The organism is Phycicoccus sp. 3266 (assembly GCF_031456495.1).
Lineage (GTDB): Bacteria > Actinomycetota > Actinomycetes > Actinomycetales > Dermatophilaceae > Pedococcus.
The window spans coordinates 2011972-2038370 of sequence record NZ_JAVDUW010000001.1; the positions used below are offsets into that span (position 1 = coordinate 2011972).

26 protein-coding genes are annotated in these 26399 nt (G+C 73.0%); 14 read left to right on the forward strand and 12 right to left on the reverse strand.

Features of this window, described 5'->3' with window-relative positions; all coding sequences use genetic code 11:
* Window positions 1-5: 5 nt before the first annotated feature.
* Both J2X64_RS09675 and J2X64_RS09680 read left to right on the forward strand, forming a co-directional pair.
* Window positions 6-845: an NUDIX domain-containing protein gene (locus tag J2X64_RS09675; protein ID WP_310152980.1), complete on the forward strand. Its 840-nt coding sequence runs from the start codon at window positions 6-8 to the stop codon at window positions 843-845.
* Complete coding sequence (locus J2X64_RS09680) at window positions 842-1669, forward strand: MBL fold metallo-hydrolase (protein ID WP_397444026.1); 828 nt, start codon at window positions 842-844, stop codon at window positions 1667-1669. Before J2X64_RS09675 ends, J2X64_RS09680 begins: the two co-directional genes overlap by 4 nt.
* Before the next feature lie 100 nt (window positions 1670-1769).
* Here the strand turns inward: J2X64_RS09680 and J2X64_RS09685 are convergent, their stop codons facing one another.
* Window positions 1770-2447 carry a Crp/Fnr family transcriptional regulator gene (locus J2X64_RS09685; RefSeq protein WP_310152983.1) on the reverse strand — a complete coding sequence of 226 codons (678 nt, stop codon included), beginning with the start codon at window positions 2445-2447 and terminating at the stop codon, window positions 1770-1772.
* 219 nt (window positions 2448-2666) lie between these two features.
* Here J2X64_RS09685 and nth point away from each other — a divergent pair, with 219 nt between their 5' ends.
* Genes nth through J2X64_RS09700 form a run of 3 tightly spaced genes read left to right on the forward strand, consistent with a single transcriptional unit; the run spans window position 2667 to window position 5341 of the window.
* Window positions 2667-3446 (forward strand): endonuclease III, encoded by a 780-nt coding sequence (nth, locus tag J2X64_RS09690; protein ID WP_310153212.1) that lies wholly within the window; start codon window positions 2667-2669, stop codon window positions 3444-3446.
* Window positions 3443-4129 carry a CoA pyrophosphatase gene (locus J2X64_RS09695; RefSeq protein WP_310152985.1) on the forward strand — a complete coding sequence of 229 codons (687 nt, stop codon included), beginning with the start codon at window positions 3443-3445 and terminating at the stop codon, window positions 4127-4129. Before nth ends, J2X64_RS09695 begins: the two co-directional genes overlap by 4 nt.
* Window positions 4130-5341, forward strand: coding sequence for a MarP family serine protease (locus tag J2X64_RS09700; protein ID WP_310152989.1), 1212 nt, complete (start codon window positions 4130-4132; stop codon window positions 5339-5341).
* Between the two features lie 47 nt (window positions 5342-5388).
* Here the strand turns inward: J2X64_RS09700 and J2X64_RS09705 are convergent, their stop codons facing one another.
* From J2X64_RS09705 to J2X64_RS09750, 10 genes are all read right to left on the reverse strand, one after another.
* A complete protein-coding gene (locus J2X64_RS09705; RefSeq protein ID WP_310152992.1) occupies window positions 5389-6300 on the reverse strand; it encodes an alpha/beta hydrolase in 912 nt (303 codons plus the stop codon).
* A 73-nt stretch (window positions 6301-6373) separates the two neighbouring features.
* A complete protein-coding gene (locus J2X64_RS09710; RefSeq protein WP_310152994.1) occupies window positions 6374-6769 on the reverse strand; it encodes a phage holin family protein in 396 nt (131 codons plus the stop codon).
* Between the two features lie 46 nt (window positions 6770-6815).
* Window positions 6816-8159 (reverse strand): Na+/H+ antiporter NhaA, encoded by a 1344-nt coding sequence (gene nhaA, locus J2X64_RS09715; protein WP_310152997.1) that lies wholly within the window; start codon window positions 8157-8159, stop codon window positions 6816-6818.
* 69 nt (window positions 8160-8228) lie between these two features.
* The gene (locus tag J2X64_RS09720) at window positions 8229-8777 is read right to left on the reverse strand and encodes an NAD(P)H-dependent oxidoreductase (RefSeq protein WP_310153001.1); all 549 of its coding nucleotides are present in this window, start codon (window positions 8775-8777) and stop codon (window positions 8229-8231) included.
* A 9-nt stretch (window positions 8778-8786) separates the two neighbouring features.
* A complete protein-coding gene (locus tag J2X64_RS09725) occupies window positions 8787-9272 on the reverse strand; it encodes a hotdog domain-containing protein (RefSeq protein ID WP_310153004.1) in 486 nt (161 codons plus the stop codon).
* Window positions 9269-11737, reverse strand: a complete 2469-nt coding sequence (locus tag J2X64_RS09730) for a bifunctional salicylyl-CoA 5-hydroxylase/oxidoreductase (RefSeq protein WP_310153007.1) — start codon at window positions 11735-11737, stop codon at window positions 9269-9271. Before J2X64_RS09730 ends, J2X64_RS09725 begins: the two co-directional genes overlap by 4 nt.
* On the reverse strand, window positions 11734-13431 hold the full coding sequence (locus J2X64_RS09735; RefSeq protein WP_310153010.1) for an AMP-binding protein: 1698 nt from the start codon (window positions 13429-13431) through the stop codon (window positions 11734-11736). The genes J2X64_RS09730 and J2X64_RS09735 overlap by 4 nt, the downstream gene beginning before the upstream one ends.
* Window positions 13431-14357, reverse strand: a complete 927-nt coding sequence (locus J2X64_RS09740; RefSeq protein ID WP_310153013.1) for an acyl-CoA thioesterase domain-containing protein — start codon at window positions 14355-14357, stop codon at window positions 13431-13433. Before J2X64_RS09740 ends, J2X64_RS09735 begins: the two co-directional genes overlap by 1 nt.
* Window positions 14354-14839, reverse strand: a complete 486-nt coding sequence (locus tag J2X64_RS09745) for a cupin domain-containing protein (RefSeq protein WP_310153016.1) — start codon at window positions 14837-14839, stop codon at window positions 14354-14356. Before J2X64_RS09745 ends, J2X64_RS09740 begins: the two co-directional genes overlap by 4 nt.
* 41 nt (window positions 14840-14880) lie before the next feature.
* The gene (locus tag J2X64_RS09750; RefSeq protein WP_310153019.1) at window positions 14881-15693 is read right to left on the reverse strand and encodes a fumarylacetoacetate hydrolase family protein; all 813 of its coding nucleotides are present in this window, start codon (window positions 15691-15693) and stop codon (window positions 14881-14883) included.
* A 132-nt stretch (window positions 15694-15825) separates the two neighbouring features.
* Here J2X64_RS09750 and J2X64_RS09755 point away from each other — a divergent pair, with 132 nt between their 5' ends.
* Entirely contained in the window at window positions 15826-16257 is a 432-nt protein-coding gene (locus tag J2X64_RS09755; RefSeq protein ID WP_310153022.1) for a RidA family protein, read from the forward strand.
* Here J2X64_RS09755 and J2X64_RS09760 read toward each other — a convergent pair.
* Window positions 16223-17140, reverse strand: a complete 918-nt coding sequence (locus J2X64_RS09760; RefSeq protein WP_310153026.1) for a PaaX family transcriptional regulator C-terminal domain-containing protein — start codon at window positions 17138-17140, stop codon at window positions 16223-16225. The genes J2X64_RS09755 and J2X64_RS09760 overlap by 35 nt on opposite strands.
* A gap of 119 nt (window positions 17141-17259) precedes the next feature.
* On the opposite strand from J2X64_RS09760, the gene J2X64_RS09765 reads away from it, so the two are divergent.
* The 8 genes from J2X64_RS09765 to uraH all read left to right on the forward strand — a co-directional run bounded on the left by J2X64_RS09765 (window position 17260) and on the right by uraH (window position 26263).
* Window positions 17260-18654, forward strand: coding sequence for an NAD-dependent malic enzyme (locus J2X64_RS09765; RefSeq protein WP_310153029.1), 1395 nt, complete (start codon window positions 17260-17262; stop codon window positions 18652-18654).
* A 4-nt stretch (window positions 18655-18658) separates the two neighbouring features.
* A complete protein-coding gene (locus J2X64_RS09770; protein WP_310153031.1) occupies window positions 18659-19915 on the forward strand; it encodes a DUF6986 family protein in 1257 nt (418 codons plus the stop codon).
* A gap of 150 nt (window positions 19916-20065) precedes the next feature.
* A complete protein-coding gene (locus tag J2X64_RS09775) occupies window positions 20066-20623 on the forward strand; it encodes a helix-turn-helix domain-containing protein (RefSeq protein ID WP_310153034.1) in 558 nt (185 codons plus the stop codon).
* Window positions 20624-21109: 486 nt separating this feature from the next.
* Window positions 21110-22018: a factor-independent urate hydroxylase gene (gene pucL / locus J2X64_RS09780; protein WP_310153037.1), complete on the forward strand. Its 909-nt coding sequence runs from the start codon at window positions 21110-21112 to the stop codon at window positions 22016-22018.
* Window positions 22019-22025: 7 nt separating this feature from the next.
* On the forward strand, window positions 22026-23438 hold the full coding sequence (locus tag J2X64_RS09785) for a nucleobase:cation symporter-2 family protein (RefSeq protein ID WP_310153040.1): 1413 nt from the start codon (window positions 22026-22028) through the stop codon (window positions 23436-23438).
* Window positions 23439-23497: 59 nt separating this feature from the next.
* Window positions 23498-25432 carry a 2-oxo-4-hydroxy-4-carboxy-5-ureidoimidazoline decarboxylase gene (gene uraD, locus J2X64_RS09790; RefSeq protein ID WP_310153043.1) on the forward strand — a complete coding sequence of 645 codons (1935 nt, stop codon included), beginning with the start codon at window positions 23498-23500 and terminating at the stop codon, window positions 25430-25432.
* A gap of 10 nt (window positions 25433-25442) precedes the next feature.
* Window positions 25443-25937 carry a 2-oxo-4-hydroxy-4-carboxy-5-ureidoimidazoline decarboxylase gene (gene uraD / locus J2X64_RS09795; RefSeq protein ID WP_310153048.1) on the forward strand — a complete coding sequence of 165 codons (495 nt, stop codon included), beginning with the start codon at window positions 25443-25445 and terminating at the stop codon, window positions 25935-25937.
* Window positions 25937-26263, forward strand: a complete 327-nt coding sequence (gene uraH, locus J2X64_RS09800; RefSeq protein WP_310153050.1) for a hydroxyisourate hydrolase — start codon at window positions 25937-25939, stop codon at window positions 26261-26263. Before uraD (J2X64_RS09795) ends, uraH begins: the two co-directional genes overlap by 1 nt.
* Window positions 26264-26399: the final 136 nt, after the last annotated feature.

A 26399-nucleotide genomic window follows, 5' to 3' on the forward strand; every position in this document is an offset into this window, starting at 1 on the left:
CCGACATGGTCACCCGGGAGTTCCCGGTCGCCGAGTCGCCGACCCTGCGCGAGCGCGCGGAGCGGTGGCTCGCGGCCGGGGACCCGGTGACGCCCGTCGAGCCCCGCAGCGCCGCGACCGTCATGGTCGTGCGTGACGGGTCGGCGGGGGTCGAGGTCTTCATGCTGCGCCGCGTCGCGACGATGGCGTTCGCCCCGCGGATGATGGTCTTCCCCGGCGGCGGGGTCGACCCGCGCGACGCCGACCCGGACCTTCCGTGGGCCGGCCCGTCGCCCGGCGAGTGGGCGGCGCTGATGCAGGTCGACGAGGGCACCGCCCGCGAGCTGGTCGCCGCGGCCGTGCGCGAGGTCTTCGAGGAGTGCGGGGTCCTGCTGGCCGGCCGGTCCCCCGAGGTCGTCATCGACGACGTCAGCGGCGAGCACTGGCACGCCCAGCGCCAGCGGCTGCTGTCGCGGGACGCCTCGCTCTCGGAGGTGCTGCGCGAGCACGACCTCGTCCTGCGCTCGGACCTGCTGGGCTACCGCGCCCACTGGGTCACCCCGGAGTTCGAGGCCCGGCGCTACGACACCCGGTTCTTCTCCGCGCTGCTGCCGCAGGGGCAGCGGGCCGACGACCTGTCGTCCGAGGCGGACGTCGCCGACTGGGTGCAGCCGGCCGAGCTGGTCGCCGCCTGGCGCGACGGCGCCGCGCTGATGCTGCCGCCCACCGTGGTCGCGGTCGAGGAGGTCGCCGCCGCCGGGTCGGCCGCGGCGTTCGTCGCCGAGCGCCCGCGCATCGCGCGGGTCCAGCCCGAGCTCGTCGACACCGGCGACGGGCTGGTGCTGCGGGCGGAGCTGCCGCGGTGAGCCCCACCCCGCCACCGGCCCCGTCGGTCGCCGTCGGCGACTGGCACGGCGGCTGGGTCAGCGAGCGCGCGCTGTGCGTGCTCGCGCCCAACCCCGGCCCGATGACCCTCGACGGCACGAACACGTGGGTCCTGCTCGAGCCCGGCGCGACCGAGGCGGTCGTCATCGACCCCGGGCCGCTGCACGATGAGCACCTGCGCCACGTCGTCGCCGAGGTCGAGGCGCTCGGCGCCCGGGTCGGCGCGACGATCCTGACGCACGGCCACGCCGACCACGCCGAGGGGGCGGAGCGGTTCGCCGAGCTGACGGGGGCGCCGACTCGTGCCGTGGGGCGCGGCCACGACGACCTCACCGACGGCGGCGTCGTGCGGGTCGGGGGCCTCGAGCTCCGTGTCGTGGCCACCCCGGGTCACACGTCCGACTCGCTGTCCTTCGCCCTGCCCGCCGACTCGGCCCTGCTCACCGGCGACACCGTCCTCGGCCGCGGGACCACGGTGGTGGCGCACCCCGACGGCGAGCTCGCGGCATACCTCGACTCGCTGGAGCGCCTCGCCGCCCTCACCGGTGGCGGCGCCGTGACCTCGATCCTGCCCGGGCACGGGCCGGTCGTGCCTGACGCGTCGGCGATGGTCGCGTTCTACCGCGTCCACCGGGCGGAGCGGCTCGAGCAGGTGCGCCAGGCGCTCGCGGACGGGGCGGCGCAGGCGCCGGACGTCGTGCAGGCCGTGGTCGAGCGCGTCTATGCCGACGTGCCCCGCGAGGTGTGGCCCGCGGCCGCGCAGAGCGTGGCGGCGCAGTTGGAGTACCTGCGCGCCACAGGCTGACCTCCACCCTCGTCCGACTTCTTGCCCGGGCGCGACCGCCGGGGCCTGGTTTGCCGGGCTTCTCGGGAGCTGCCGGGCAAGAAGTCGGGGCGTGGTCGGGTCAGCGGGCCCGGCGCTTGAGCCGCTCGACGTCCATGAGCAGGACCGCGCGGGCCTCGAGCCGCAGCCAGCCGCGGGTGGCGAAGTCCGCCAGCGCCTTGTTGACGGTCTCGCGGGAGGCGCCGACGAGCTGGGCGAGCTCCTCCTGGGTGAGGTCGTGGGCGACGAGCACGCCCTCCTCGACCGGCCGGCCGAACCGGGCGGACAGGTCGAGCAGCGCCTTGGCCACACGGCCGGGAACGTCGGTGAAGACGAGGTCGGCGAGGTTCTCGTTGGTGCGCCGCAGCCGCTGGGCCAGCGCAGCGAGCAGCACCTTCGCCACACCGGGGCGACCCTCGAGCAGGCCGTTGAGGTCCTCGTTGCCGAGGCCGAGCAGCTGCGTCTCGGCGACCGCGGTGGCGGTCATGGTGCGCGGCCCCGGGTCGAAGAGCGAGAGCTCACCGAACATCTCGCCGGGACCGAGGATCGCGACGAGGTTCTCGCGGCCGTCAGCGGAGCGGCGGCCGAGCTTGATCTTGCCCTCGCGGATGACGTAGAGCCGGTCGCCCTGGTCGCCCTCGTGGAACAGCACGTCGCCGCGCTCGAGCCGCGTCTGCGACATCGACCGCATCAGGGTCGACGAGGCCTCGTCGTCGAGGGCTGCGAACAGCGGGGCCTTCTTCACCACGTCGTGATCCACGGGCGACAGTGTGCCACGAGAGGGACGGCGTGCCACGAGAAGCGCGCTGCGGTGGGCAGATCCGCGTCCTGGGGGCTGGGACGGGTGGGCCGCGGGCGGGGGCGTTCGCGTCGTCAGGTGCCTGTCAGCCTTCGCCCGTAGGCTGTGCCGGTGCCAGGACCCCGTGCCCGCGACGTCGCGCAGGAGACCCCGCTCGCCCTGACCCGGCGCGCCCGGCGGATGTACAAGCTGCTCCACGAGCGGTACCCGTACGCCCACTGCGAGCTCGACTTCGAGAACCCGCTCCAGCTCCTCGTCGCCACCGTGCTGTCGGCGCAGACGACCGACGTCATGGTCAACAAGGTGACGCCGACCCTCTTCGCCCGCTACCCGGACGCGGCCGCGCTCGCCGGCGCCGACCGCGAGGAGCTCGAGACGCTGCTCAAGCCGACCGGCTTCTTCCGCGCCAAGACGAACTCCGTGATGCGGCTCGCCGCCGACCTCGTCGAGCGCTTCGACGGCGAGGTGCCGCCGCGGATGAAGGACCTCGTGACCCTCCCGGGTGTGGGCCGCAAGACCGCGAACGTGGTGCTGGGCAACGCGTTCGGCATCCCCGGCATCACCGTCGACACCCACTTCGGGCGGCTCGTGCGCCGCTTCGGCTGGACCGCCGAGGAGGACCCGGTCAAGGTCGAGCAGGTCGTCGGCGAGCTCATCCCCCGCAAGGAGTGGACGATGCTCAGCCACGTCCTGATCTTCCACGGGCGGCGCACCTGCCACGCCAAGAAGCCCGCGTGCGGCGCGTGCCCCATCGCCTCCCTGTGCCCGTCGTACGGCATCGGCGAGGTCGACCCGGTCAAGGCGCAGAAGCTGCTCAAGTTCGAGCTCGCGCCCGGCGCCGCCAACCCGTATGCCGCGGACCTGCCCGGCGTGCCGTCGCCCGATGCGCCGGTGGGCGGCGCCGCGCGCGGCGACTCCGACGGCATACCGGGCGACGTCCCGGACGTTGTGCAGGCATGACCCGACCGGCCTGGATCGACCGCGCCCGCGACGCCATCTCCGCGGCGGACTCCGGCTACTTCGAACGCTTCTCGCCGCCCGAGGAGGGCGGCCGGCAGTCGAGCGTCCTCATCCTCTTCGGGCCGCACGACGGGGGCGGCGAGGACGTGGTCCTGACCCAGCGCGCGCACACGCTGCGCAGCCAGCCGGGTGACGTCTCCTTCCCCGGCGGCAAGCGCGAGCCGTCCGACGCGACGCCGGCCGACGCCGCCCTGCGTGAGACCCACGAGGAGGTCGGCATCGACCCGGCCACGGTCGACGTGGTCGCCGAGCTGCCCGACATCTACCTGTCACCGCGGCAGTTCGTCGTCACGCCGGTGCTGGGCTGGTGGCGCGAGCCCGGTCCCGTCGACGCGGTGGACCCGCGCGAGGTGCACCGCGCCGTGCGGGCGCCGCTGTCGCACCTGCTCGACCCGGCCGCGCGCTTCACCGTGACGCACCCCAGCGGCTACCGGGGCCCGGGGTTCGAGTTCGACGGCCTGTTCATCTGGGGCTTCACGGCCGGGTTGCTGTCCGCCGTGCTCGATTTCGGCGGTCTGACCGTTCCGTGGGACCGTGACGTTGAGCGACCGCTGCCCGACAGCTACCGTCCGGGGGGTCGACGAGACGCCTTGACCCAGACCGCGACGGAAGGCCGGAGCTAGATGTTCCTCGGACTGACCGTCCTGGACTACGTCCTCATCCTGCTGTTCGCCAGCTACGCCGTCACCGGGTACCGCCAGGGCCTCGTCGTGAGCGTGCTGTCCCTCGCGGGGTTCCTCGCCGGTGGCGCGCTGGCCATGTGGCTGCTTCCGCTCGCGGTCAACCAGTGGGCGGCGCTCGACGCCTCGCCCCTGCTGCGGTCGGTCGTGCTGATCGCCGGCGTCTTCATCCTCGCCTCGGTGGGGCAGGCGGCGTTCGTGGCTGTCGGTGGGCGGCTGCGCCGGGCCGTGCGGATCCGCCCGGCCCGCGCCGTGGACGCCGGCCTCGGTGCCGTCGTCGTGGTGCTCTCCGCCGCGGTGCTGGTCTGGTTCATCGCGGGCGCGCTGCGCGGTGGCGCCCCGGCGCCGATCGCCAAGGCCATCGGCGAGTCCCGCGTCCTCGCCACGATCGACCGCTTCGTGCCGCCGCAGACCTCCCGGCTGTTCGCCGGGTTCCGCGAGGTGCTCGACCGCGAGGGCTTCCCGCGCGTGTTCGACGGGCTGCAGAGCGAGCGGATCACGCCCGTCGCGCCGCCCGACCCCTCGGTCGCCCAGACGGCCGGCGTGCGTGAGGCCTCCGGGTCGGTCATCAAGATCACCGGCGTCGCCGAGTCGTGCAACCGCGGGCAGGAGGGCAGCGGCTGGGTCGTCGCGCCCGAGCGCGTCGTCACCAACGCCCACGTCGTGGCCGGCATGACCCGCGCGACGCTGCGGATCCACGGCACCGGGCGGTCCTACACCGGCCGGGTCGTGCTCTTCGACGCCCGCCGCGACCTGGCGGTCCTGGCCGTGCCCGGCCTGCCGGCCCAGCCGCTGCGCCAGGGACCGGACCTCAGCCGGGGCCAGGGTGGGGTGGTCGCCGGGTTCCCGCTCGACGGCCCGTACCGCCTCGACGCCGCCCGCGTCCGCGAGGTCGTCCAGGCTCGTGGCTCGGACATCTACGGCCGTCCCGGCACGAGCCGCGAGGTCTACTCGCTCTACGCGCAGGTCCGCCCGGGCAACTCCGGCGGTCCGCTGCTGAGCACCGACGGCCGCGTGGTCGGCGTCGTCTTCGCCAAGTCGCTCGACGACGACCGCACCGGCTACGCGCTCACGATGGACGAGGCCCGTCCCGTCCTCGACGCGGCCGCGTCGGCCAGCACCCCGGTCGGCACCGGCCCCTGCGTCGCCGGCTGACTCTGCGTCGCCGGCTGACCCGGCAGCGACGGCCGCCGGTCGCGGCCTCAGCCGAGGTCGTCGAGCCAGCGGACGAGGTGGCGGCTGACGAGCTCGGGCGCCTCCTCCGGCAGGAAGTGCCCGACTCGGGGCAGCAGGTGCCGCTCGAAGCGGCCCTCGCAGTACGCCTCGGAGCCGCCGGCCGACGACGGCAGCACCGCCCGGTCGTGCTCGCCGTGCAGCTGAAGCACGGGCACACGGATGGGCGTGCGCATGCGGGCGGCGAACCGCCAGCCGTCGGGCCGCAGCTGGCTGCGCACCACCCAGCGGTAGTACTCCGCGGCCGAGTGCGCCACGAACGGCAGCGCCATCGCGTCGGAGTAGAGCCTCGCCTCCTCCGGCGACGGCCAGATGCCCTCGGGGCTGGCCCACTCGCGCAGCAGCCGCTGGACGTACCCGCCGTGCACCGTCATCTGCCGCTCCGGCACGAATGGCCGCTGCAGCCCGCCGAGGTAGGCGTTGGCCCGCAGCTGCCCGGCGTGGCTGAACGACGCCTTGCGGAAGACGAGCGGGTGCGGCATCGACAGCGACGCCACCGCCCGCGTCACCGTCGGCTGCAGCGTCGGCATGCTCCACGCGATCCAGCCACCCCACCCGTGGCCGACCACAGCGGCGGAGGAGGCGCCGAGCGAGCGCAGGACGCTCGCGACGTCGGTGGCCGAGGTGTGGGTGTCGTACCCACGGGGCGGCTTGTCGGAGGCGCCGTAGCCGCGCAGGTCCATGGCGCACGCGCGGTACCCCGCCTCGGCGAGCGCGACCAGCTGGTGCCGCCAGGCCCACCAGAACTGCGGGAACCCGTGCAGCAGCAGGACGGTCGGGCCCTCACCGAGCTCGGCGACGTGGAAGCGCGCGCCGTTGGCCGCGACGAACCGGTGCTCCCAGGGACCCTCCACCAGGGCCAGGGACGCGTCGAGGGTCATCGTGGGGTGCTCGGATCCGGGCTCGGGGTGAGGGCGACGGCGGCGACGACGGACGGCAGCGGGGCTGTCGCGGTCAGGACGCGCCCTTGATGGCGTCGATGGTCTGCTCGGCGTTCTTGATGGTCCGCTCCGGCTTGCCCTTCATCCGCTTGAGCTGCGAGCGCCCGACCATCGCCAGGATCCCGGCGATGGCGAACAGCAGGGCCGTCGTGATGAGGTAGGCGGCCCACAGCGGCAGCCAGATGTCGAGCACCGCGACGACCGTGTGGAACAGGAAGATGAGGCCGAGCAGGCCGACGAACGCGGCCCCGGCGAACATCCCGGCCCCGGTCCCGGCCTTTTTGACGTCTGCGGTGATCTCGGCCTTGGCCAGGGCGATCTCGCTGCGGACGATGGTCGACACGTCGTGGGTGGCGTCGGCGACGAGCTGTCCGATGGTGCGTTCGGGCGTGTCCTGCGGGGAGGTCATGCGCCTTCACCTGCGCTTTCGTCCGGTCGGGTGGGCCACGTCCACCCTAGCCGCGGGAGGTCGGCTCCACATCCGGCGCGGCCTGGTAGCAGTCCGGTATGCCGTCGCCGTCCTCGTCGCGCGTCTCCAGCTCGGCGAGCCGGCGGTACAACCGGTTGCGTGCTCGCAGGACGACCGTCGCGAGGCACGCGGAGACCAGCGACCCGACGAGCACGGCGAGCTTGACGTGCTCGTCGCGCGGGCTGCCGGCCCCGAACGCGAGCTCGCCCACGAGCAGCGAGACGGTGAAACCGATCCCGGCGAGCAGTGCCAGGCCGACGACGTCCCACCACGCGAGGTCCTCGTCCAGCTCGGCGCGGGTGAACCGGGCGAACGCCCACGTCCCGCCGAGCACTCCCACCAGCTTGCCGACGACGAGCGCGAGCACCACGCCGATGGCGGCGGCGTCGGTGGCCGTGGCGCCGAGCCCGCCGCCGACGACGCGGACCCCGGCGGCGAAGAACGCGAACACCGGCACCGCCACCCCGGCGGACAGCGGCCGCAGCCGGTGCTCGAACCGCTCGGCGACGTCGAGGTCGCGCGGCAGCGTGCTCAGCCGCTCGGGCACCCGGGCCCGGGGCCGCACCGGCACGACGAGGCCGAGGAGCACGCCGGCCACGGTGGCGTGGATGCCGGACGCGTGGACCAGCGCCCACGTCGCCGCGGCCAGCGGGACCAGCAACCACCACCGGGCGACCCGCCGCTGCACCAGCCACGCGAACGCGGCCAGCGGGACGAGCGCCAGGCCGAGCGCGGGCAGGTCGAGGGAGTCGGTGTAGAAGATCGCGATGATCGTGATGGCCACGAGGTCGTCGACGACGGCCAGGGTGAGCAGGAACGAGCGCAGCGCCGACGGCAGGTGCGTCCCGATCACCGCCAGTACCGCGAGGGCGAACGCGATGTCGGTCGCGGTCGGCACGGCCCACCCGCGCAGGGCGTCGCCCCCCGCGCCCAGGACGGTGACGCTCCCGGCATACACGAGGGCGGGCAGGGCAACCCCGCACAGGGCGGCGGCGACGGGCAGGGCGGCGCGCGCCGGGTCGCGCAGCTCGCCGACGAGGAACTCGCGCTTGAGCTCGAGCCCGGCGACGAAGAAGAAGAGCGCGAGCAGCCCGTCGGCGGCCCACTGGCCGACCGTGAGGTCGAGGTGCAGCGCGTGCGGGCCGAACGTCGTGTCCCGCAGCCCGGCGTATGCCGTGTGCCACGGCGAGTTGGCCCACACCAGGGCCGCGACGGCGGCGGCGAGCAGCAGCGCGCCGCCGACCGTCTCGGTGCGCAGCGCCTCCGCGACGCGTTGGGCCTCGGCCCAGCTGGAGCGGGCGAAGAGGCGGGGCTTGGTGGTCAGGCTCACGAGGGGCCTTTCAGGGGAGGCAGCACGAAGGACGTGTCGACCAGCCTTCCCGACGCACCGTGGACCAGCCTACCGGTCGAGCGGTGCCCGGGCCGCGGCGCGCAGCCCGTCGAACATGCTCGCCAGCGCGGCCTCCTCCCAGGGACCGGCGCCGACGACACCGTCCAGGGTGAGCGTGTCCTCGAAGGACAGCCCCGGCCCGTCGACGACGACCATTTTCACCCGCTCGAGGGTCTGCCGCAGGGCGGACTTCGCGTACGACGCGCCGTGCCAGCCGTAGCCGACGCACGCCACGGGCAGGCCCTCCCACTCGGCGTACAGGTAGTCGATCGCGTTCTTCAGGGCTGCGTTGTAGCCGCGGTTGTACTCGGGCATGACGAGGACGAGCGCGTCGGTCGCGAGCATGGCCGCCGACCAGCGACGGGTGTGGTCGTGGGCGTAGTTGCCGTCGGCCGGCTGACCCGGCTCGTCGAGGAACGGCAGGTCGAGCTCGCGCAGGTCGTGGACGGTGACGTCGAGGTCGTCGGGCACCCGGTCGAGCACCCACTCGGCGACGTGGTGGCCGATGCGGGTCGGCCGGGTGCTCGCGATGACGACGGAGAGGCGGGGACGACCCATGCCGGCAGCCTAGGTGGGGCGGTCAGCCGGCGGTCCGCCGGTGGTGAGCCGCTCCACCCACTCGGTCGGCCACGGCGTGCTGCGCGCGGGTCCGGGGCCGCTGCGGTCGAGGTGGACCGTGACGTACCGACCCCTGGCGGCGCGCACCCGCCCCGACCCCTCGAACGGCTCGCCCCACACCTCGAACTCGAAGGTCATCGACGAGGACCCGAGCCGGGTGACGCGGACCGTCGTCGTGACCTCCTGCCCGAAGTACAGCGGCGCCTCGAAGTCGGCCTCGAACCGGACCCGCGGCGCCACGGGGAAGTAGCCGTGGAGGCCGCGCTCGCGGACCAGTGCCGCCTCGGCCGACTCGACCAGCCGGGTGACGGTGCTGTTGTGGTAGATCCCGGCCGCGTCGGTGTCGACCCACTCGATCCGGGAGCGCAGCGTCGCGCTCGCGACGGCCTCGGTGGCGGAGTCGGTCACGACGGTCTCGGTGGCGGAGTCGGTCACGCCGACACGGTCTCAGGTGCCGCCGGCACGAGACCCGCCGGGTGCCTCTCCGCACCCGCGGCGCCGGGGCGCCAGCGCAGGTGGACCTCGCCCTGCTCGCCCTCGCGCAGCAGCGCGAGCCGCGGCGGCACCCGGTCGGTGCGCGAGGTCGGCGGGCGCCGGCGCCCGGCCTTCCAGGGGTCGGGCCACTCGGCGGCCGGACCGGCATACCCCTGCTCGGCCGCGGCGTGGAGCGTCCACTGCGGGTCGTAGAGGTGGGTGCGCCCGAGGGCGCAGAGGTCGGCGCGGCCTGCCAGCAGGATCGAGTTGACGTCGTCGTGGGAGGAGATGGCGCCCACGGCGATGACGGCGACACCGGCGGGGCCGGCCACCTCGTGGCGGATCCGGTCGGCGAACGGCGTCTGGTACGACCGGCCGAACGCCGGCTTCTCGTCCTGGGTGACCTGGCCGGAGGAGACGTCGATGGCGGCGGCCCCGTGCTCGATGAAGGCGCGCGCGATCTCGACGGCGTCGTGCTCGGTGTTGCCGTCGGGCACCCAGTCGGTCGCGGAGATGCGCACGGTGACCGGCACCGGCTCGGGCACGACCGCTCGCACCGCGTCGAACACCTCGAGCGGGAAGCGGAGCCGGTTCTCCAGCGAGCCGCCGTACTCGTCGGTGCGGACGTTCGAGATCGGCGACAGGAACGAGGAGAGCAGGTAGCCGTGGGCGGCGTGGACCTCGACGAGGTCGAAGCCGGCGTCGACGCCCCGGCGGGCGGCGTCGCGGAAGTCGGCGACGACCGTGTCCATGTCGGCCCGGGTCATCTCGCGGGGCACGTGCGTGGCCTCGCCGTAGGGCAGCGGGGACGGGCCCACGACCTCCCAGTTGCCGTCGGGCAGAGGCTCGTCCATGCCCTCCCACATGAGCTTGGTCGAGCCCTTGCGGCCGGAGTGGCCGAGCTGGAGGCCGATCTTGGCGGTGCTGCGCTCGTGGACGAACCGGGTGATCCGCGCCCACGCGTCCCTCTGCTCGTCGTCCCACAGTCCGGGGCAGCCGAGGGTGATGCGGCCCTCGGGCGACACGCACGTCATCTCCGACATCACCAGCCCGGCGCCCCCCAAGGCCTTGGAGCCGAGGTGCACGAGGTGGAACTCGCCCGGCACGCCGTCGACCGCGACGTACATGTCCATGGGGGACAGCACCACGCGGTTCTTCAGCTCCAGGGCGCCGATCCGCACCGGCTGGAACATCGCCGGCGCCTCCTCGTCCGGTGACGACACGGGGGCGCTGCCGGCCGCCGGGGCCGCGGCCATGTCACGGGCGACCTCGCGGGCGTACGCCGCCTGGATGCGCGCGGCGAACTCGGCGTCGCGCTCCTTGAGGTTCTCGAAGGTGATGCGGCGCGAGCGGGTGAGCAGGTTGAAGACGAAGGCGTCGTGGTCCTGGTCGGCGTACATCCCGATGTTCTCGAACCACTCCAGGCTGGCCTGGGCCGCGCGCTGGGTCGACTCCACGACCGGCTTGCGCTCCTCCTGGTATGCCGTGAGCGCCGCCTCGACGGTCGGGTGCTCGTGCAGGCAGGCGGCCAGGGCGAGGGCGTCCTCCATGGCCAGCTTGGTGCCGGACCCGATGGAGAAGTGGGCGGTGTGGGCGGCGTCGCCGAGCAGCACGACGTTGCCGTGGTGCCACGACTCGTTGCGGACCGTGGTGAAGCTGATCCACTTGGAGTTGTTGGTCAGGATGCGGTGGCCGTGCAGGTCGTCGGCGAAGATCTCGGCGACCCGCTGCACGGCGTACTCGTCGGACTCCCCGGGCGGGAAGACCTCGTGCTCGGTGCGGTCGAACCCCGCTGCGCGCCAGACGTCCTCGTGCATCTCGACGATGAACGTCGAGCCCTGGTCGGAGTACGGGTACCCGTGGATCTGCATCGTCCCGAACTCGGTGTTGCGGACGATGAACTGGAACGCCTCGAAGACGAGGTCGGTGCCGAACCAGATGTACTTGTTGTGGCGGCGGTCGAGGCTGGGGCCGAACGCATCGGCATACCGCGTGCGCACCTGGGAGTTGAGGCCGTCCGCGGCCACGACGAGGTCGTGCGTCGCGCGCAGCTCCTCGGTGTCGGGCGCCTCGGTGCGGTAGTGGACGACGACGCCGAGCTCGGCCGCCCGCTCCTGCAGCAGCCGCAGCAGCTCCTTGCGGCTCATCGCCGCGAAGCCCTGCCCGCCGATCGTCGAGGACCGCCCGTCGACGGTGACGTCGATGTCGGTCCAGCGCGCGAACTGCCGCTCCATGGCGGCGTGGATCGTGGTGTCGGCGTTCTCGATCCCGCCGAGCGTCTCGTCGGAGAACACGACGCCGAAGCCGAACGTGTCGTCGGGGGCGTTGCGCTCCCAGACGGTGACCTCGTGCGCCGGGTCGAGCTGCTTCATCAGGGCGGCGAGGTAGAGCCCACCGGGCCCCCCGCCGACGACCGCGATCCTCATGACGACTCCTCGGGTGCGTTGCCGGCCGCGTCGGCCTGGGCGTGCTGGGCCTGCTCGCGCAGCTTGAAGTGCTGGAGCTTGCCGCTGGTGTTGCGGGGCAGCCGGTCCACGAAGCGGACCCGGCGCGGGTACTTGTAGGGGGCGAGGGTGGCCTTGACGTGGTCCTGGATCTCGCGGACCTTCGCGTCGTCGCCGGCCACTCCCTCGCGCAGGACGACGAAGGCGCTCACGATCGAGCCGCGCTCGGCATCGGGCTCGCCCACGACCCCGACCTCGACGACATCGGGGTGCGCGTCGATCGCCGCCTCGACCTCGGGCGCGCCGATGTTGTAGCCGGAGGACACGATCATGCTGTCGGTGCGGGCGCGGTAGAAGAAGTAGCCGTCGTCGTCCTGCACGAAGGTGTCGCCCGTGACGTTCCAGCCGTCGACGACGTAGCCGAGCTGGCGCTCGTCGTCGAGGTAGCGGCAGCCGACGGGGCCGATGACCGCGAGCCTGCCCTCGGTGCCGGGCGGGACGGGCCGGTCGTCGGGGCCGAGGATCGTGGCGCGGTACCCGGGCACGGGCTTCCCGGTGCTGCCCGCCCGGATGTCGTCGCCGGCGGCGGAGATGAAGATGTGCAGCATCTCGGTGGCGCCGATTCCGTCGATGACCTTGAGCCCCAGCTCGTCGCGGATCGCCTCCCAGACGTCCTGGGCGATGTGCTCACCCGCGCTGACCGCCTTGCGCAGGCCGCGCAGCCGCCCGAGGCTGCCGCTCTTGATGACCTGCTTGTATGCCGTGGGGGCCGTCGCGAGGACCGTCACCCCGTGCTCCTCCACGATCTCGGCGAGCTGGACCGGCGTGGCGGACTCGGTGAGCAGTGCGCAGGCGCCGGCCCGCAGCGGGAAGACGACGAGCATGCCGAGCCCGAAGGTGAAGGCGAACGGCGCGGTGCAGGCGACCACGTCGTCGGGCTCGAGGCGCAGGAGGTGCCGGCCGAAGGTGTTGTCGATCGACAGGACGTCGCGGTGGAAGTGGGTCGTGATCTTGGGGACGCCGGTGCTGCCCGAGGTGGGGCCGAAGAGGGCGACGTCGTCGGCTGCGGTGTCGGCGGCCTTGAAGTCGCCGGACTTGGCGGCGGCCCGCTGGGTGAGGTCGTCGTCGGAGTCGCCGTCGAAGGGCACGACGAGCAGGCCCGGCGCCACGGAGTCGCGGACGGCATGGACGTCCTCGACGAAGCGGTGGTCGACGAGGGCGACGGACGGCTGCGTCTTCTCGACGATCGGGCCGAGCTCGCGGGCGCGCAGCGCGGCCATCGTCGTGACGACGACGCCTCCGGCACGCAGGACTCCGAGCCAGGCGGCGACGGTCCACGGGGTGTTGGGCGAGCGCAGCAGGACGCGGTTGCCGGGCACGAGCCCGAGGTCCTCGGTGAGGACGGCGGCGACCTGGTTGGTGCGGGTCAGCAGCTCGCCGTAGGTCCAGACCGTGCCGTCGGGGGTCCGCAGCGCCGGGCGGTCGGGGCCGTGGGTGCGGATGGTCTCGTCGAGCAGCCCGACCGTGGCGTTGAGCCGGTCGGGGTACTGCAGCTCCGGCGTGGTGAACTCCAGCACCGGCCACTGCTCGGCCGGCGGCAGGTGGTCGCGGGCGAAGGTGTCGGTGTGACCGCTCGGCGACAGGCCGGGTCGGGGACGGGTGGGGGTGGACGACATCACGAGCCTCCGGAGCTGGTGCGGATCATGCCTTCCTGGACGACGGTCGCGAGGTGCTCGCCGTCGGGGGTGAAGAACCGGCCGAGGCCGACGCCACGGCCGGCGTCGGCGGCGACCGCCTCCTGCGCGTACAGCAGCCAGCCGTCGAGGACCCCGGGTCCCGGCACGCGGTGGAACCACATCGCGTGGTCGAGGCTGGCGGTGACGAGCCCCGGCTGGGCCCACGGCACCCCGAGCACCCGCAGCACGGGCTCGAGGATCGTGTAGTCGCAGACGTAGGCCAGGGCCGCGAGGTCGCGCATGGCGTCGGTGAGCCCGTCGACGGGACGCAGGGCGTCGAACGGCTTGACCCACACGGCCTGCTGCGGTGCGCGGCCACCGTCGACCTCGACGTACACCGGGCCGGGGACGTGCCGCATGTCGAAGCTGCGCCCGCCCGACCAGTACTCCCTGGACTCCGCGGTCATCGTCGTGCCGTCGCCCGGTGCGACGTCCGCGAGGTGTGCCGCGGAGCTGGCCAGCGAGTCCGGTGCCGGCACCTCGGCCGGCGCCGGCGCGGCATACCGGCCACCGTCCTCGCCGGCGGCGAAGCTGGCGAGGCAGGCGTAGGCGGCCTTGCCGTTCTGGAACGCCCGCACCTGCCGCGTGGCGTAGCCGCGGCCGTCGCGCAGGACCTCGACCTCGTAGGTCACCGGCGCACCGATGTCGACGGGCCGCATGAAGTAGCTGTGCATCGAGTGCATGGCCTTGCCGTCGGTGACGCTGAGCATCGCGGCGGCGGCCGCCTGCGCGACCATGTCGCCGCCGTAGGCCTTCGGCCACGGGCACGGCTGGGTGGTCGCGGTGAAGGCGAGGTCGAAGTGCTGCGGCGCGGCCGGGGTCAGGACGAGGGCGCGGGCGAGCACCTCGGACGTCGGTCCGGTCACGGGCGGTCCACCCAGTTGCGCAGGACGGCGTCGTCGACCTGCGGGAGGTTGACGACGATGTTCTCGGGCGTCCGGGTGGTCATCCAGGTGAGCGGGTTGTTGCGGTCGAGGTTGCACTCGACGTGCGGCATGAACGGGGGCACGAAGACCCAGTCGCCCTCCTCCATGTCGAGGTAGTCCTCGAACCGCTCGCCGAAGTAGATGCGCGCCCGGCCCGACAGCACGTAGCCGCCGGTCTCCGCCTCGCCGTGGTGGTGGGGGACCGAGCGGTACCCGGCCTCGTTGCTCACCTTGCCGAACCAGAGCCGCTTGGCCGGCGTGTGCTGGATGCTGACGCCGGAGATGCGGCTCGCGCCGCCGGACTGGCCGGTGTCGCCCAGCTCCGAGCCGGCCCGGGTGACGACCGGGACGACGAGACCGTTCTCGTTCGCCCAGGGGGTCGGGTCGCCCTCGAGCTGGTACTTGCTGAAGTCGGGTTCCACGGGTGCTCCTTCGGAAGGGGGTGTGCGGGTCCGGGCGGTCGTCAGGTGAGGCGGATCGTGTTGCGCAGCAAGCCGATTCCCGCGATCTCGGTCTCGAGGACCTGGCCGTCGGCGAGGAAGCGCTGCGGGTCGCGCGCGGTGCCGACCCCGCCGGGCGTCCCGGTGAGCACGAGGTCGCCGGGGCGCAGGACGGTGAAGGTCGAGATGTACGAGAGGAGGTCGGCGGCATCGAAGACGAGGGTCTTCGTGCTGTCGTGCTGGACCTCCTCGCCGTCGACGCGGCAGGTGATCGTCAGCCCGGCCGAGGGGTCGGCCTCGTCCGGTGTCACGACGACCGGCCCGACCGGGGTCGAGCGGTCCCACGCCTTGCCCTGGAACCACTGCAGCGTGCGGTACTGCCAGTCGCGCACGGAGACGTCGTTGGCCACGGTGTACCCGGCGATCGCGGCTGCCGCGGTCGCACGGTCGGCGCCCCGGATCGTGTCGCCGACGACGACGGCGAGCTCGGCCTCCCAGTCGACGTCGACGTCGGCGGGCAGGCAGATGTCGTCGGTGGGGCCGACGAGGCTGTCGGCGTACTTGGCGAACAGCGTGGGGTGGGTGGGCAGGTCGCGGCCGGTCTCGCGGATGTGGTCGCCGTAGTTGAGGCCGCAGCAGACGACCTTGCCCGGGCGGGGGAGCGGGGTGAGGACCTCGGCGTCGTCGAGCGCGTCGCCGAGCGGGGCGCCGTCGTCGAGCCGACCACCGCCCGCGAGGTAGGCGGAGAGGTCGGGCGCGGGGAGCGCCCGCCAGCCGTCCGACGTCCGCGCCGCGGCCGTGGTGGTGCCGCGCATGGCGACGGTGCCGAACTGCATATAGCGAGATTTTCACGACCGTCGTCAAACGTCAATAGGTCCGCTAGGCTCGGGGTGTGCCGTGGATCCGGCCGGCGCGCGACGACGCGTCCCGGTCGACGGCCGACGACCCGCCGACCGCTGGAGGACCCGATGCCCGCGCACCCGCTGACCCCCGTCGCCGTGAACCCGGCCTCGCTGCCCGCGCCGAGCGGCTACTCGCACGGGACGCTGTCGGGCAACACCCTCCACCTCGGCGGCCAGACCGCCCTGGACGCAGACATGCGGATCGTCCCCGGCGGTATCGTCGAGCAGTTCCGGCAGGCGTTCTCCAACGTGCTGGCGACCCTGGCGGAGGCCGGGGGCGTGCCGGAGGACCTCGTCAGCATCACGATCTACCTGACCGACATCCCGGACTACCAGGCCCATGGCCGCGAGATCGGGGAGGTCTGGCGCGAGCTCGCCGGGCCGGTCTACCCCGCGATGGCGGGCATCGGCACGACGGCGCTGTGGCAGCCCGAGGCGATGATCGAGATCCTCGGCGTCGCGGTCATCCCGGACGAGAGGCTGCGGCCTGCGCGGTGACGAAGTCGTGCGCCGGCCCGGCCAGGGTGCGGTGCAGGGCGAAGAACGTCTCCGCGGCCCGGGTCCCGGACCACCCTGCGGGCAGCAGGTCGGTCGGCAGTCCGGGGTCGAGGTAGGGCAGCCGGCGCCACGCGGTCAGCGCGCGCAGGTGGTCGGCGAACGCCTCGGGTCCGAACGTGTCGGGGCCGGATGCCTCCACCCCGGCCGCCGCCTCGGCCGCCTCCGTCCCCGCCGCAGTCTCGGGGGTGGCGCGCTCCCACCGTCGCAGGGCGGGCTCGTGCGCCTCGAGGAAGTCGTCGTAGAGCTGCTCGAGTGCCTCGAGGTCCCACCACTGCGCGACCTTGGTCGCCGGGTCGCCGAACGCGAGGTACTCCGCGCGGAAGAGGTCGACGTACGGCTCCAGCCCGTCCGCGAGGAGGGCCTCGCGCGTGTCCTGGGCCAGGTGCCCGGGTGCGATCCACACCCCCGACGCCACGGTCCCGAACCCCAGCCACGACAGCCGGGCCCGCAGGGTGTGCCGCTTCTGGCGCTCGCTCTCGGGCACCGAGAACACGGCGAGCACCCAGTCGCGCTCGGAGTCGGGGCGGGTGGCGAAGATCCGGCGGTCGCCCAGCTCGAGGACGCGACCGGCATACCCCGACAGCGCGTAGCCGGCCACGCCGTCGCGGCGCTCGGACTCGACGATGCCGCGCCGCTTGAGTCGGGTCAGCGCGGAGCGCACGGCCTGCTCGTCGACGCCGGCGGCGGCCATGAGCCGGATGAGCGCGCTGACGCTGATCCAGCCGCCGAGGTCGCGGACGTAGAGCCCGAGCAGGGTGACGATGAGGGCCCGGGGTGGTTGGGGGCCGCGGTCGGCGCCACCGTCGAGGTCCGTCGTCGTCACGGGGGCACAGTAGCCGCAGTGGGATGCGGTGGACGGGGGTTGTCCGGTGGGGACGCCAAGCCCTAGTCTTCCGTCAGACAGAAGTGTCACTCCGTATCGTGGAAGAAGGCGGCCGACCGATGCCTGCACCGAGTCCCGGGTACTCCATCACCGTGCGCGCCGAGGCGCCCGCAGCGATCGACACGACGGGGGTGGTGGCGGCGGCGGTCGCGGAGGCCGGCGGCGCTCTCACCGCGCTCGACGTCGTGGAGTCGCGCGGGCAGAGCCTGGTCGTCGACGTCACGTGCAACGCCTCGGACGCCGACCACGCGGACCGGATCACCGCGCGGATCGCCGCGGTGCCCGGGGTGAAGGTCCGCAAGGTCAGCGACCGCACCTTCCTGCTGCACCTCGGCGGCAAGCTCGAGGTCGTGCCCAAGGTGCCGCTCAAGCACCGCGACGACCTCTCCCGCGCCTACACCCCCGGCGTGGCCCGCGTCTGCCTGGCCATCGCCGAGAACCCCGAGGACGTGCGCCGCCTCACCATCAAGCGCAACACCGTCGCCGTCGTCACCGACGGGTCGGCGGTGCTCGGGCTGGGCAACATCGGCCCGGCGGCGGCGCTCCCGGTGATGGAGGGCAAGGCCGCGCTGTTCAAGCAGTTCGCCGGCGTCGATGCCTGGCCGGTCTGCCTGGACACGCAGGACACCGAGGAGATCATCCGCACCGTCAAGGCGATCGCCCCCGTCTACGGCGGCGTCAACCTCGAGGACATCTCGGCCCCGCGCTGCTTCGAGATCGAGCGGCGGCTGCGCGACGAGCTCGACATCCCCGTCTTCCACGACGACCAGCACGGCACCGCCATCGTCGTCCTGGCCGCGCTGACCAACGCACTGCGGGTGGTCGGCAAGACGGTGCAGGACGTGCGCATCGTCGTCTCCGGCGTCGGTGCGGCGGGGCACGCGATCGTCCGGCTGCTCGACGCGCAGGGGGCGGGCGACATCGTCGGCTGCGACCGGCACGGGGCGCTGGACCCGGAGGCGCAGCACACCGACGAGTTCCGCGGCTGGATCGCCCGGAACACCAACCCCCGCAAGGTCCTCGGCACGCTCAAGGAGGTGCTGGCCGGGGCCGACGTCTTCATCGGCGTCTCCGCGCCCAACCTGCTCGACGAGGACGACATCGCCGGCATGGCGCCCGGTGCGATCGTCTTCGCCCTGGCCAACCCCGACCCCGAGGTCGACCCGATCGCCGCGAGCCGGCACGCTGCTGTCGTCGCGACCGGTCGCTCCGACTACGCCAACCAGATCAACAACGTCCTGGCCTTCCCGGGGTTCTTCCGCGGCCTGCTCGACGCGGGGGTCAGCGACATCACCGACGAGATGATGATCGCCGCGGCCACCGCCATCGCCGACTGCGTCCACGCCGACGAGCTCAACGCGAGCTTCATCGTGCCCAGCGTCTTCGACCCGAAGGTGGCGCCGGCGGTGGCGTCCGCCGTGCGGCACGCCGCGGGCGTGGAAGGGAAGGGCTGACCCGATGACGTTCGACGCCACCGACCTCACCCGTGAGCTCGACGCGCACCTGGCCGACGCGGATTCCGCTCTGGCGCAAGGCTTCCCGGGCGAGCGCCCCGACCGACAGCCGGTCCACACGGTCTACGTGCCCGCCAGCCGGTACGACGCCGGCCTGGTGCCCCGGTGGGGCCAGGAGGCCCTGGCCGTCCTCGACGAGCACGGTGGGGACGCGCAGGCGTATGCCGCGCTGCTCGGCATCGGCCCCGACCTCGCCGAGGACGTGGTGGGCCGGGTGCGGGCCAAGCTCGCCGCCGAGCCGGTCGAGGACCTGCGGATCGACTTCGAGGACGGCTACGGGGCGCCGGCGGACGACGTCGAGGACGCCGCCGTCGACGCCAGTTCCGCGGCGCTGCTGGAGTCGGTGCGCGGCGGGACGGCCGCGCCGTTCCACGGGATCCGGTTCAAGAGCTTCGAGGCGCCGACGCGGGCGCGGGGCGTGCGGACGCTGGCGCGGTTCGTCGAGGCCGTCGCGGCCGACGGCTCGCTGCCGGAGGGCTTCGTGGTCACGCTGCCCAAGGTGACGTCGGTCGAGCAGGTCGAGGCGATGGTCGTGGCCTGCGAACGGATCGAGTCGGGGCTCGGACTGCGCTCGGGCGCAATGGGTTTCGAGATCCAGGTCGAGACGCCACAGGCGATCCTCGGGCCTGACGGCACCGCGCTGGTGGCGCGGATGGTCCACGCCGCGGCCGGTCGCTGCACCGGTCTCCACTACGGCACGTACGACTACTCGGCCTCGCTGGGCGTCGCCGCGGCATACCAGTCGATGGAGCACCCGGCCGCCGACCACGCCAAGGCGGTGATGCAGGTGGCCGCAGCCGGCACCGGGGTGCGGCTCTCGGACGGCTCCACCAACATCCTCCCGGTCGGCGGTCGCGAGGCAGTCCGCGCCGCCTGGGCGCTGCACGCGCGGCTCGTGCGGCGCTCGCTCGAGCGCGGCTACTACCAGGGCTGGGACCTCCACCCGGCACAGCTCCCGAGCCGGTATGCCGCGACGTACGCCTTCTACCGCGAGGGCCTGCCGGCTGCTGCCGAGCGGCTGCGGAACTACGTCGGACAGGTCGACTCCGGGGTGATGGACGAGCCGGCGACGGCCCGGGCGCTCGCCGACTTCGTGGTGCGAGGACTGGACTGTGGCGCCACGGACGACGCGGAGGTCAAGGAGCTGACCGGCATCGACCGCCACCGCCTGGACGTCCTGGCCAAGCGCACCGCCGGGTAGCTGCCAGTAGCCCGCCTTCGCTCGGTCACGAACCTCTGCTAGCAGAGGTTCGCGCCCTCAGCGCAGGTTCCACCCTCTGCTGGGGCGCTTCTTCCTCTGCTAGCAGAGGTATGTGCACGGTCGGGACCGCTGCGAAGTACCGTGAGCGCCATGCGGGTGCGAGCCGAGTTCACCACCGAGCCGTTCCACGGGGAGGACGAGCACGTCCCCGCGCACGTGACCGCTGCCGCGGCCGCCCTCACGGATGCCGGCCTCGAGCCCGACCTCGGGCCCCTGGGCACCGCCGTCGACGGCGACGCCGACGTGGTCGTCACCGCGGTGGCCGAGGCCGTCCGCGCGGCCCTCTCCCAGGGCGCCACCCGGGTCACGCTCACCGTCAGCGACCTCGCGGCCACGCTGGGCGAGACGCCCGCGCCCCAGCTGGCCGCCGCCCGCCGCCGGGGCCCCGGTCGTCGCACCGCGCCGGCGCCCGACCTGTCCGACGGGCTGGCGCGGCTCATCGCGGCCGTCGAGGAGGAGCTCGGCAGCCCACTTGCCGACCTGCCCCGGGCCGGCAAGCAGCAGGCGGTCCGGCTGCTCGAGGAGCGGGGGGCGTTCGAGATGCGCCGCAGCGCGGAGACCGTGGCCGAGGCGATGGGCCTGACCCGCTTCACCGTCTACAACTACCTCAACCGGGTGCGCGAGCCCGCAGAGCCGCCGGCCAGCTGAGCCCCCTGGCCGCCCGGCCCCGAAGTCTGGGACCTCGAGGCCAGGGAGCCTCCGTTGCGCCGAAGTCTGGGACCTCGGGGCCATAGAGCCTCCGTTGCACCGAAGTCTGGGACTTCGGGTCTTCAGGGGCTCAATGGCGCGCAAGTCTGGGACTTCGGGGGCCATGAGCCGGCGCCGCGTGCCGGTGATGTCGGGATTGGGCGCGCGCGAACCTTCCGTGGGGCCGACATTTCGGCCACACTCCTTTTCAACAAACTGTTGACGCGGCTCCAGCGCGCACCTATCGTTCCATCATTCGTAAATAGGTTTCCGCATCACGGAATCAGGAACCGACCGGCGCACCATCCCAGGCGCCACGCGGCATACGGCCCACCGGCCCTCGTGCCGCGGCACACGGCCCCGCACAGCGCGGGCGCCCGGACCCGAACCCACTCGCCCCGGCACCAGCCGCGCGGCCCGACGGAGCACCCGCGAGGAGCACTTGTCATGACCTACGTCCTCGGACCCAACCAGTACGGCAAGGCGGAGAACCGCGTCGTGCGGATCTACCGCGACACGGCACGCCACGAGATCCGCGACCTCAACGTCTCCAGCGCCCTGCGCGGCGACTTCACCGACGCGCACGTCACCGGCGACCAGGCCAACGTCCTGCCGACCGACACGCAGAAGAACACGGCGTTCGCCTTCGCCAAGCAGCACGGGATCACCTCCCCGGAGGACTACGCGCTCGCCCTCGGCTCCCGATTCCTCGACGTCACGCCGGCCGCCACGGCCAGCCGCGTCGAGGTCGAGGAGTACGCCTGGGACCGCATCGACGTCGGCGGCCAGGGCCACGACCACGCCTTCGCCCGCCGCGGCGGCGAGGTGCGCACCACCGTCGTCACCCAGGACCGCAGCGGCGACACCCCGCGCCAGTGGGTCGTCTCCGGCCTGAAGGACCTCGTCGTCCTGAAGTCGACCGGCTCGGAGTTCAAGGGCTTCCTCCAGGACGAGTACACGACCCTGCAGGAGACCGACGACCGCATCCTCGCCACCTCGCTCGTCGCCCGCTGGCGCTACGAGACCACCGAGGGCGTCGACTGGAACAAGTCGTTCGACGACATCCGCACCGTGCTGCTCGAGACCTTCGCGACGACCTACAGCCACGCGCTCCAGCAGTCGCTCTACGCGATGGGGTCCGCGGTCCTCGAGACCCACCCCGAGGTCGCCGAGATCAAGTTCTCCGCGCCGAACAAGCACCACTTCCTCGTCGACCTCAGCCCGTTCGGGGTGGAGAACGACGGTGAGGTGTTCATCGCCGCCGACCGCCCGTACGGCCTCATCGAGGCGACGGTGCAGCGCGAGGGCGGGTCGGACGCCGGCGACGCCTGGCTCACCGTCCCCGGGTTCTGCTGAGGCCGGCGTGCGACTGCGACAGCGGACAACGACGTCCGCGCCCAGGAACCCCCGTCAGCACCAGGGGCGCCCCGAGGACCAGAAGTACGGTCCCGGTCCCCTCCTCGCCTACGGTACCCAGCACATCCTGACGATGTACGGCGGCGTCATCGCGCCCCCGCTGATCGTCGGCGGTGCCGCCGGCCTCAAGCCCACCGACATGGCCCTGCTCGTCACGGCCGGCCTGTTCGTCAGCGGCCTCGCGACCCTCCTGCAGACGCTCGGCCTCGGCCCGTTCGGAAGCCGGCTGCCGATCGTCCAGGGCATCTCCTTCGCCAGCGTCTCGACGATGGTGGCGATCGCGAGCGAGGGCGGCCTGCGCCCGGTCTTCGGCTCGATCATCGTGGCCGGACTCATCGGTCTGGTGGCCTCGTCCTTCTTCGCCCAGCTCGTACGCCTGTTCCCGGCGGTCGTCACCGGCACCATCATCACCGTCATCGGCCTGTCCCTGCTGCCGGTCGCGTTCCGCTGGGCCATGGGCAACAACGACAAGGCGCCCGACTTCGGGTCGATGGGCAACATCGGCTTCGCCGGGCTGACGCTCCTCGTCATCCTCGTGATCAGCCGGGTCTTCCAGGGGGCGATCTCGCGCCTGTCGATCCTCATCGGCCTCGTCGTGGGCACCGTCATCGCCGCCCTCACCGGACGCGCGGACTTCTCCTCCGTGGGCGACGCCAAGATCGTCGCGCTGCCGCAGCTGTTCCACTTCGGGTCGCCGACGTTCCAAGCCGGCGCGATCGTCTCGATGACCATCGTCGTCTTCGTCATCATGACCGAGACCACCGCCGACATCCTCGCCATCGGCGAGATCGTGGGCACGCCCGTCGACGCCCGGCGGGTGGCCGACGGCCTGCGCGCCGACATGGCCGCGACGACCGTCGCCCCGGTGTTCGGCACCTTCCCCGCCAGCGCCTTCGCGCAGAACGTCGGCCTGGTCGCGCTCACCGGCATCAAGAGCCGGTATGCCGTGGCCGCCGGTGGCGGGGTCCTCCTGCTGCTCGGGCTGCTCCCGGTCGTGGGGGCCGTCGTCGCGGCGATCCCGTACCCCGTCCTCGGTGGCGCAGGCATCGTGCTCTTCGGCTCGGTGGCCGCCAGCGGCATCCGGACGCTGTCGCGGGTGAGATACCACGACAACCTCAACATGGTCATCGTGTCGGTGGCGATCGCCGTCGGCATCATCCCGATCGCGGCGCCGACCTTCTGGGACCGCTTCCCGGACTGGTTCGCCACGATCATGCACTCGGGCATCAGCGCGACCGCGGTCGTCGCCGTCCTGCTCAACGTGCTCTTCAACGAGGTCAGGGCCGGCAACCGGCCCGGCGCCTCGGTGTTCGCCGCCGCCGAGAGCGAGAAGGACGAGCTCGCCGGCACGTCCCACTGAGCACCACCCGTTCCACCCCAACCCATCCCGACCCTTCTGCCGGAAGGAAGGTGCCTGTCATGAGCGCAGCCACCGACACACCCCGCACCACCTCGCGCACGTCCCGCCACCCCGTCGACGAGGTGCTGCCGGTCCCACGGCTCGCCGTCTACGGCTTCCAGCACGTCCTGGCGTTCTACGCCGGCGCGGTCATCGTGCCGATCCTGCTCGCCAGCGCGATCGGCCTGTCGACCCAGCAGCTGATCCACCTCATCAACGCCGACCTCTTCACGTGCGGCATCGCCTCGATCATCCAGTCCGTCGGGTTCTGGAAGGTGGGCGTGCGCCTGCCGCTGCTTCAGGGCGTGACCTTCACGGCGGTGTCGCCGATGATCGCGATCGGCCTCGCGGCCGGTGGAGGCACCGACGGCCTGCTCGTCATCTACGGCGCGGTCATCGTCGCCGGGCTCTTCACCTTCCTCATCGCGCCGTACTTCAGCCGGCTGATCCGGTTCTTCCCGCCGGTGGTCACGGGGTCGGTCATCACGATCATCGGCCTGGCCCTGCTGCCCGTGGCAGCGGCGGACGCAGCCGGCGGCGCCGGCCCGACGCTGCACCCCGAGAGTGGCGCCAACCTGGCATACGCCATCGGCACGCTCGCGCTCATCGTCGCGATCCAGCGCATCTTCAAGGGCTTCATGGCCACGGTCGCGGTCCTGGTGGGCCTCGTCGTGGGCACGCTCGTCGCGTGGGCGCTGGGCGACGCCAACTTCGACGCCGTGTCGGGCTCGGGCTGGGTCGGCGTCACGACGCCGTTCCACTTCGGCTGGCCCAAGTTCTCGATCGCCGCGATCATCTCGATGATCGTCGTCATGCTCATCACCGCCGTCGAGACGACCGGTGACGTGTTCGCCACCGGTGAGATCGTCGAGAAGCGGGTCGGTCGCGACGACATCGCGCGGGCGCTGCGGGCCGACGGGCTGTCGACCACCATCGGCGGCGTCTTCAACTCCTTCCCCTACACCTGCTTCGCCGAGAACGTCGGCCTCGTCCGGCTCACCCGGGTCAAGAGCCGCTGGGTCGTCGCCGCCGCCGGCGCGATCATGATCCTCATCGGGCTCATCCCCAAGGCAGGCGCGATCGTCGCAGGGATCCCGCACCCGGTGCTCGGTGGTGCGGCGCTGGCGATGTTCGCCACCGTCGCGGTCGTCGGCTTCCAGACGCTGTCGCGGGTCGACTTCCACGACCACCGCAACGTCGTCATCGTGGCGACCAGCGTCGGCCTGGCGATGTACGTCACCGCCCAGCCCGACGTGGCCAAGGCCGTCCCGCAGTGGGCGCAGATCATCCTCGGCTCGGGCATCACCCTCGGCTCGATCACCGCGATCGTCCTCAACCTGCTCTTCCACCACGTGGGCACGAGCCGCGGCCCGGCCGTCGCCGGCGCTCCCGGCAGCGGGCTGGTCCGTCTGGCCGAGGTGAACTCGATGTCGCGCGAGCAGTTCGTCGACACCTTCGGCGGCCTCTTCCAGGGTCCGCGGTGGGCTGCAGAGCGCGCCTACGACAGCAGGCCGTTCAGCGACACGACCGACCTGCGCCGCTCGTTCCAGGAGGCGCTGTTCTCGGCGACCGCGGAGGAGCAGCGGCAGCTCATCGACGCCTACCCCGACCTCGGCGCCGACAGCGTGGCCGAGGGCATGGAGGGTCAGGGCTCGCTCGTCGACCAGGCCTCGCTCGGCCTCACCCGCCTCGACGAGAAGGCCCAGGGCGAGCTGTCCGACCTCACCAGCCGGTACCGCGACCGGTTCGGCTTCCCGCTGGTGACCTGCGTGCGCGACCGCGACTCCTTCGAGCAGATCGTGCGGGCAGGATGGGACCGGCTCGAGAACTCCGAGTCGCAGGAGCACGCCGCCGCGCTCGTGGAGATCGCCAAGATCGCCGGGTACCGGTTCGACGACCTCGTCGCCGACGCCAACCCGATCCACGCGGCCCGTGCCCGCTTCGCCCACGACTGAGGAGGACGGCGTGACCCTGACGGAGTTCAACACGCTGCCGCCGCAGGACGCGGACGCGGTGCTCAGCCGGTGCCTCCCGGTGCCACGGTGGGTGGCCGCCGTCCGTGACGGCCGCCCGTATGCCGAGTGGCCCGAGCTCGAGGCGCAGGCCGCCCGGGCGGCCGGTCACCTCGATGACGGCGAGCTCGACGACGCGCTGGCAGGCCACCCGCGGATCGGTGAGCGGGCGTCCTCGCCCGCCCACCACGCGGAGGCCAGCGCCCGCGAGCAGTCGGGCGTCGACCGGTCCGACGCCGAGGTGGCGCGGGCGCTCGCCGAGGGCAACGCGGCATACGAACGGCGGTTCGGGCGGGTGTTCATCATCCGCGCGGCCGGCCGGTCGGCACCCGAGGTGCTGGCCGAGCTGGACCGGCGGCTCGGCAACGACGACGCCACCGAGCGCGACGAGACCGTCCGCCAGCTGCGCGAGATCGCGCTGCTCCGACTCCGGGAGGTGGCCTCCTGATGGGGACCCTCAGCACGCACGTCCTCGACACCAGCCTGGGCCGGCCGGCCCAGGGGGTGGGCATCCGCCTCGAGACGGCCGCCGGCGACCCGGTGGGGGAGGGCGTGACCGACGCGGACGGCCGGGTCGGCACGATCGGCCCTGACCGGATCGAGGCGGGCGACTACCGGCTGCGGTTCGCGTCGGGTGAGTACTTCGCCGCGCAGGGAACCACCGGGTTCTACCCCGAGGTCGTCGTCGTCTTCACGATCGGCGACGCCGACCAGCACTACCACGTGCCGGTGCTGCTCAACCCCTACGGCTACAGCACCTACCGGGGCAGCTGACCCCGCCGGGGGCGGGCCGCCGGCCCCGCCCCGCGCCGGCCCCCCCCGGCCGCGCCCCCCCCCGCGCCCGGGAATTACGGGGCGCCCCCGGTGGCGACCCCCCGCGCCGGGGGTAGGCCCCCGGCGGGGGCGCCGA

What these genes read in the sequence shown, in the direction of transcription:
- J2X64_RS09775 (WP_310153034.1), top strand. Translation starts at nt 20,066, where the DNA reads ATGCGGGTGCGAGCCGAGTTCACCACCGAGCCGTTCCACGGGGAGGAC.
- J2X64_RS09735 (WP_310153010.1), bottom strand. Translation starts at nt 13,431, where the DNA reads ATGTCGTCCACCCCCACCCGTCCCCGACCCGGCCTGTCGCCGAGCGGT.
- J2X64_RS09730 (WP_310153007.1), bottom strand. Translation starts at nt 11,737, where the DNA reads ATGAGGATCGCGGTCGTCGGCGGGGGGCCCGGTGGGCTCTACCTCGCC.
- nth (WP_310153212.1), top strand. Translation starts at nt 2,667, where the DNA reads ATGTACAAGCTGCTCCACGAGCGGTACCCGTACGCCCACTGCGAGCTC.
- J2X64_RS09710 (WP_310152994.1), bottom strand. Translation starts at nt 6,769, where the DNA reads ATGACCTCCCCGCAGGACACGCCCGAACGCACCATCGGACAGCTCGTC.
- J2X64_RS09765 (WP_310153029.1), top strand. Translation starts at nt 17,260, where the DNA reads ATGCCTGCACCGAGTCCCGGGTACTCCATCACCGTGCGCGCCGAGGCG.
- J2X64_RS09675 (WP_310152980.1), top strand. Translation starts at nt 6, where the DNA reads ATGGTCACCCGGGAGTTCCCGGTCGCCGAGTCGCCGACCCTGCGCGAG.
- J2X64_RS09720 (WP_310153001.1), bottom strand. Translation starts at nt 8,777, where the DNA reads ATGGGTCGTCCCCGCCTCTCCGTCGTCATCGCGAGCACCCGGCCGACC.
- pucL (WP_310153037.1), top strand. Translation starts at nt 21,110, where the DNA reads ATGACCTACGTCCTCGGACCCAACCAGTACGGCAAGGCGGAGAACCGC.
- uraD (WP_310153043.1), top strand. Translation starts at nt 23,498, where the DNA reads ATGAGCGCAGCCACCGACACACCCCGCACCACCTCGCGCACGTCCCGC.
- J2X64_RS09755 (WP_310153022.1), top strand. Translation starts at nt 15,826, where the DNA reads ATGCCCGCGCACCCGCTGACCCCCGTCGCCGTGAACCCGGCCTCGCTG.
- uraH (WP_310153050.1), top strand. Translation starts at nt 25,937, where the DNA reads ATGGGGACCCTCAGCACGCACGTCCTCGACACCAGCCTGGGCCGGCCG.
- J2X64_RS09750 (WP_310153019.1), bottom strand. Translation starts at nt 15,693, where the DNA reads ATGCAGTTCGGCACCGTCGCCATGCGCGGCACCACCACGGCCGCGGCG.
- J2X64_RS09695 (WP_310152985.1), top strand. Translation starts at nt 3,443, where the DNA reads ATGACCCGACCGGCCTGGATCGACCGCGCCCGCGACGCCATCTCCGCG.
- J2X64_RS09770 (WP_310153031.1), top strand. Translation starts at nt 18,659, where the DNA reads ATGACGTTCGACGCCACCGACCTCACCCGTGAGCTCGACGCGCACCTG.
- J2X64_RS09705 (WP_310152992.1), bottom strand. Translation starts at nt 6,300, where the DNA reads ATGACCCTCGACGCGTCCCTGGCCCTGGTGGAGGGTCCCTGGGAGCAC.
- J2X64_RS09700 (WP_310152989.1), top strand. Translation starts at nt 4,130, where the DNA reads ATGTTCCTCGGACTGACCGTCCTGGACTACGTCCTCATCCTGCTGTTC.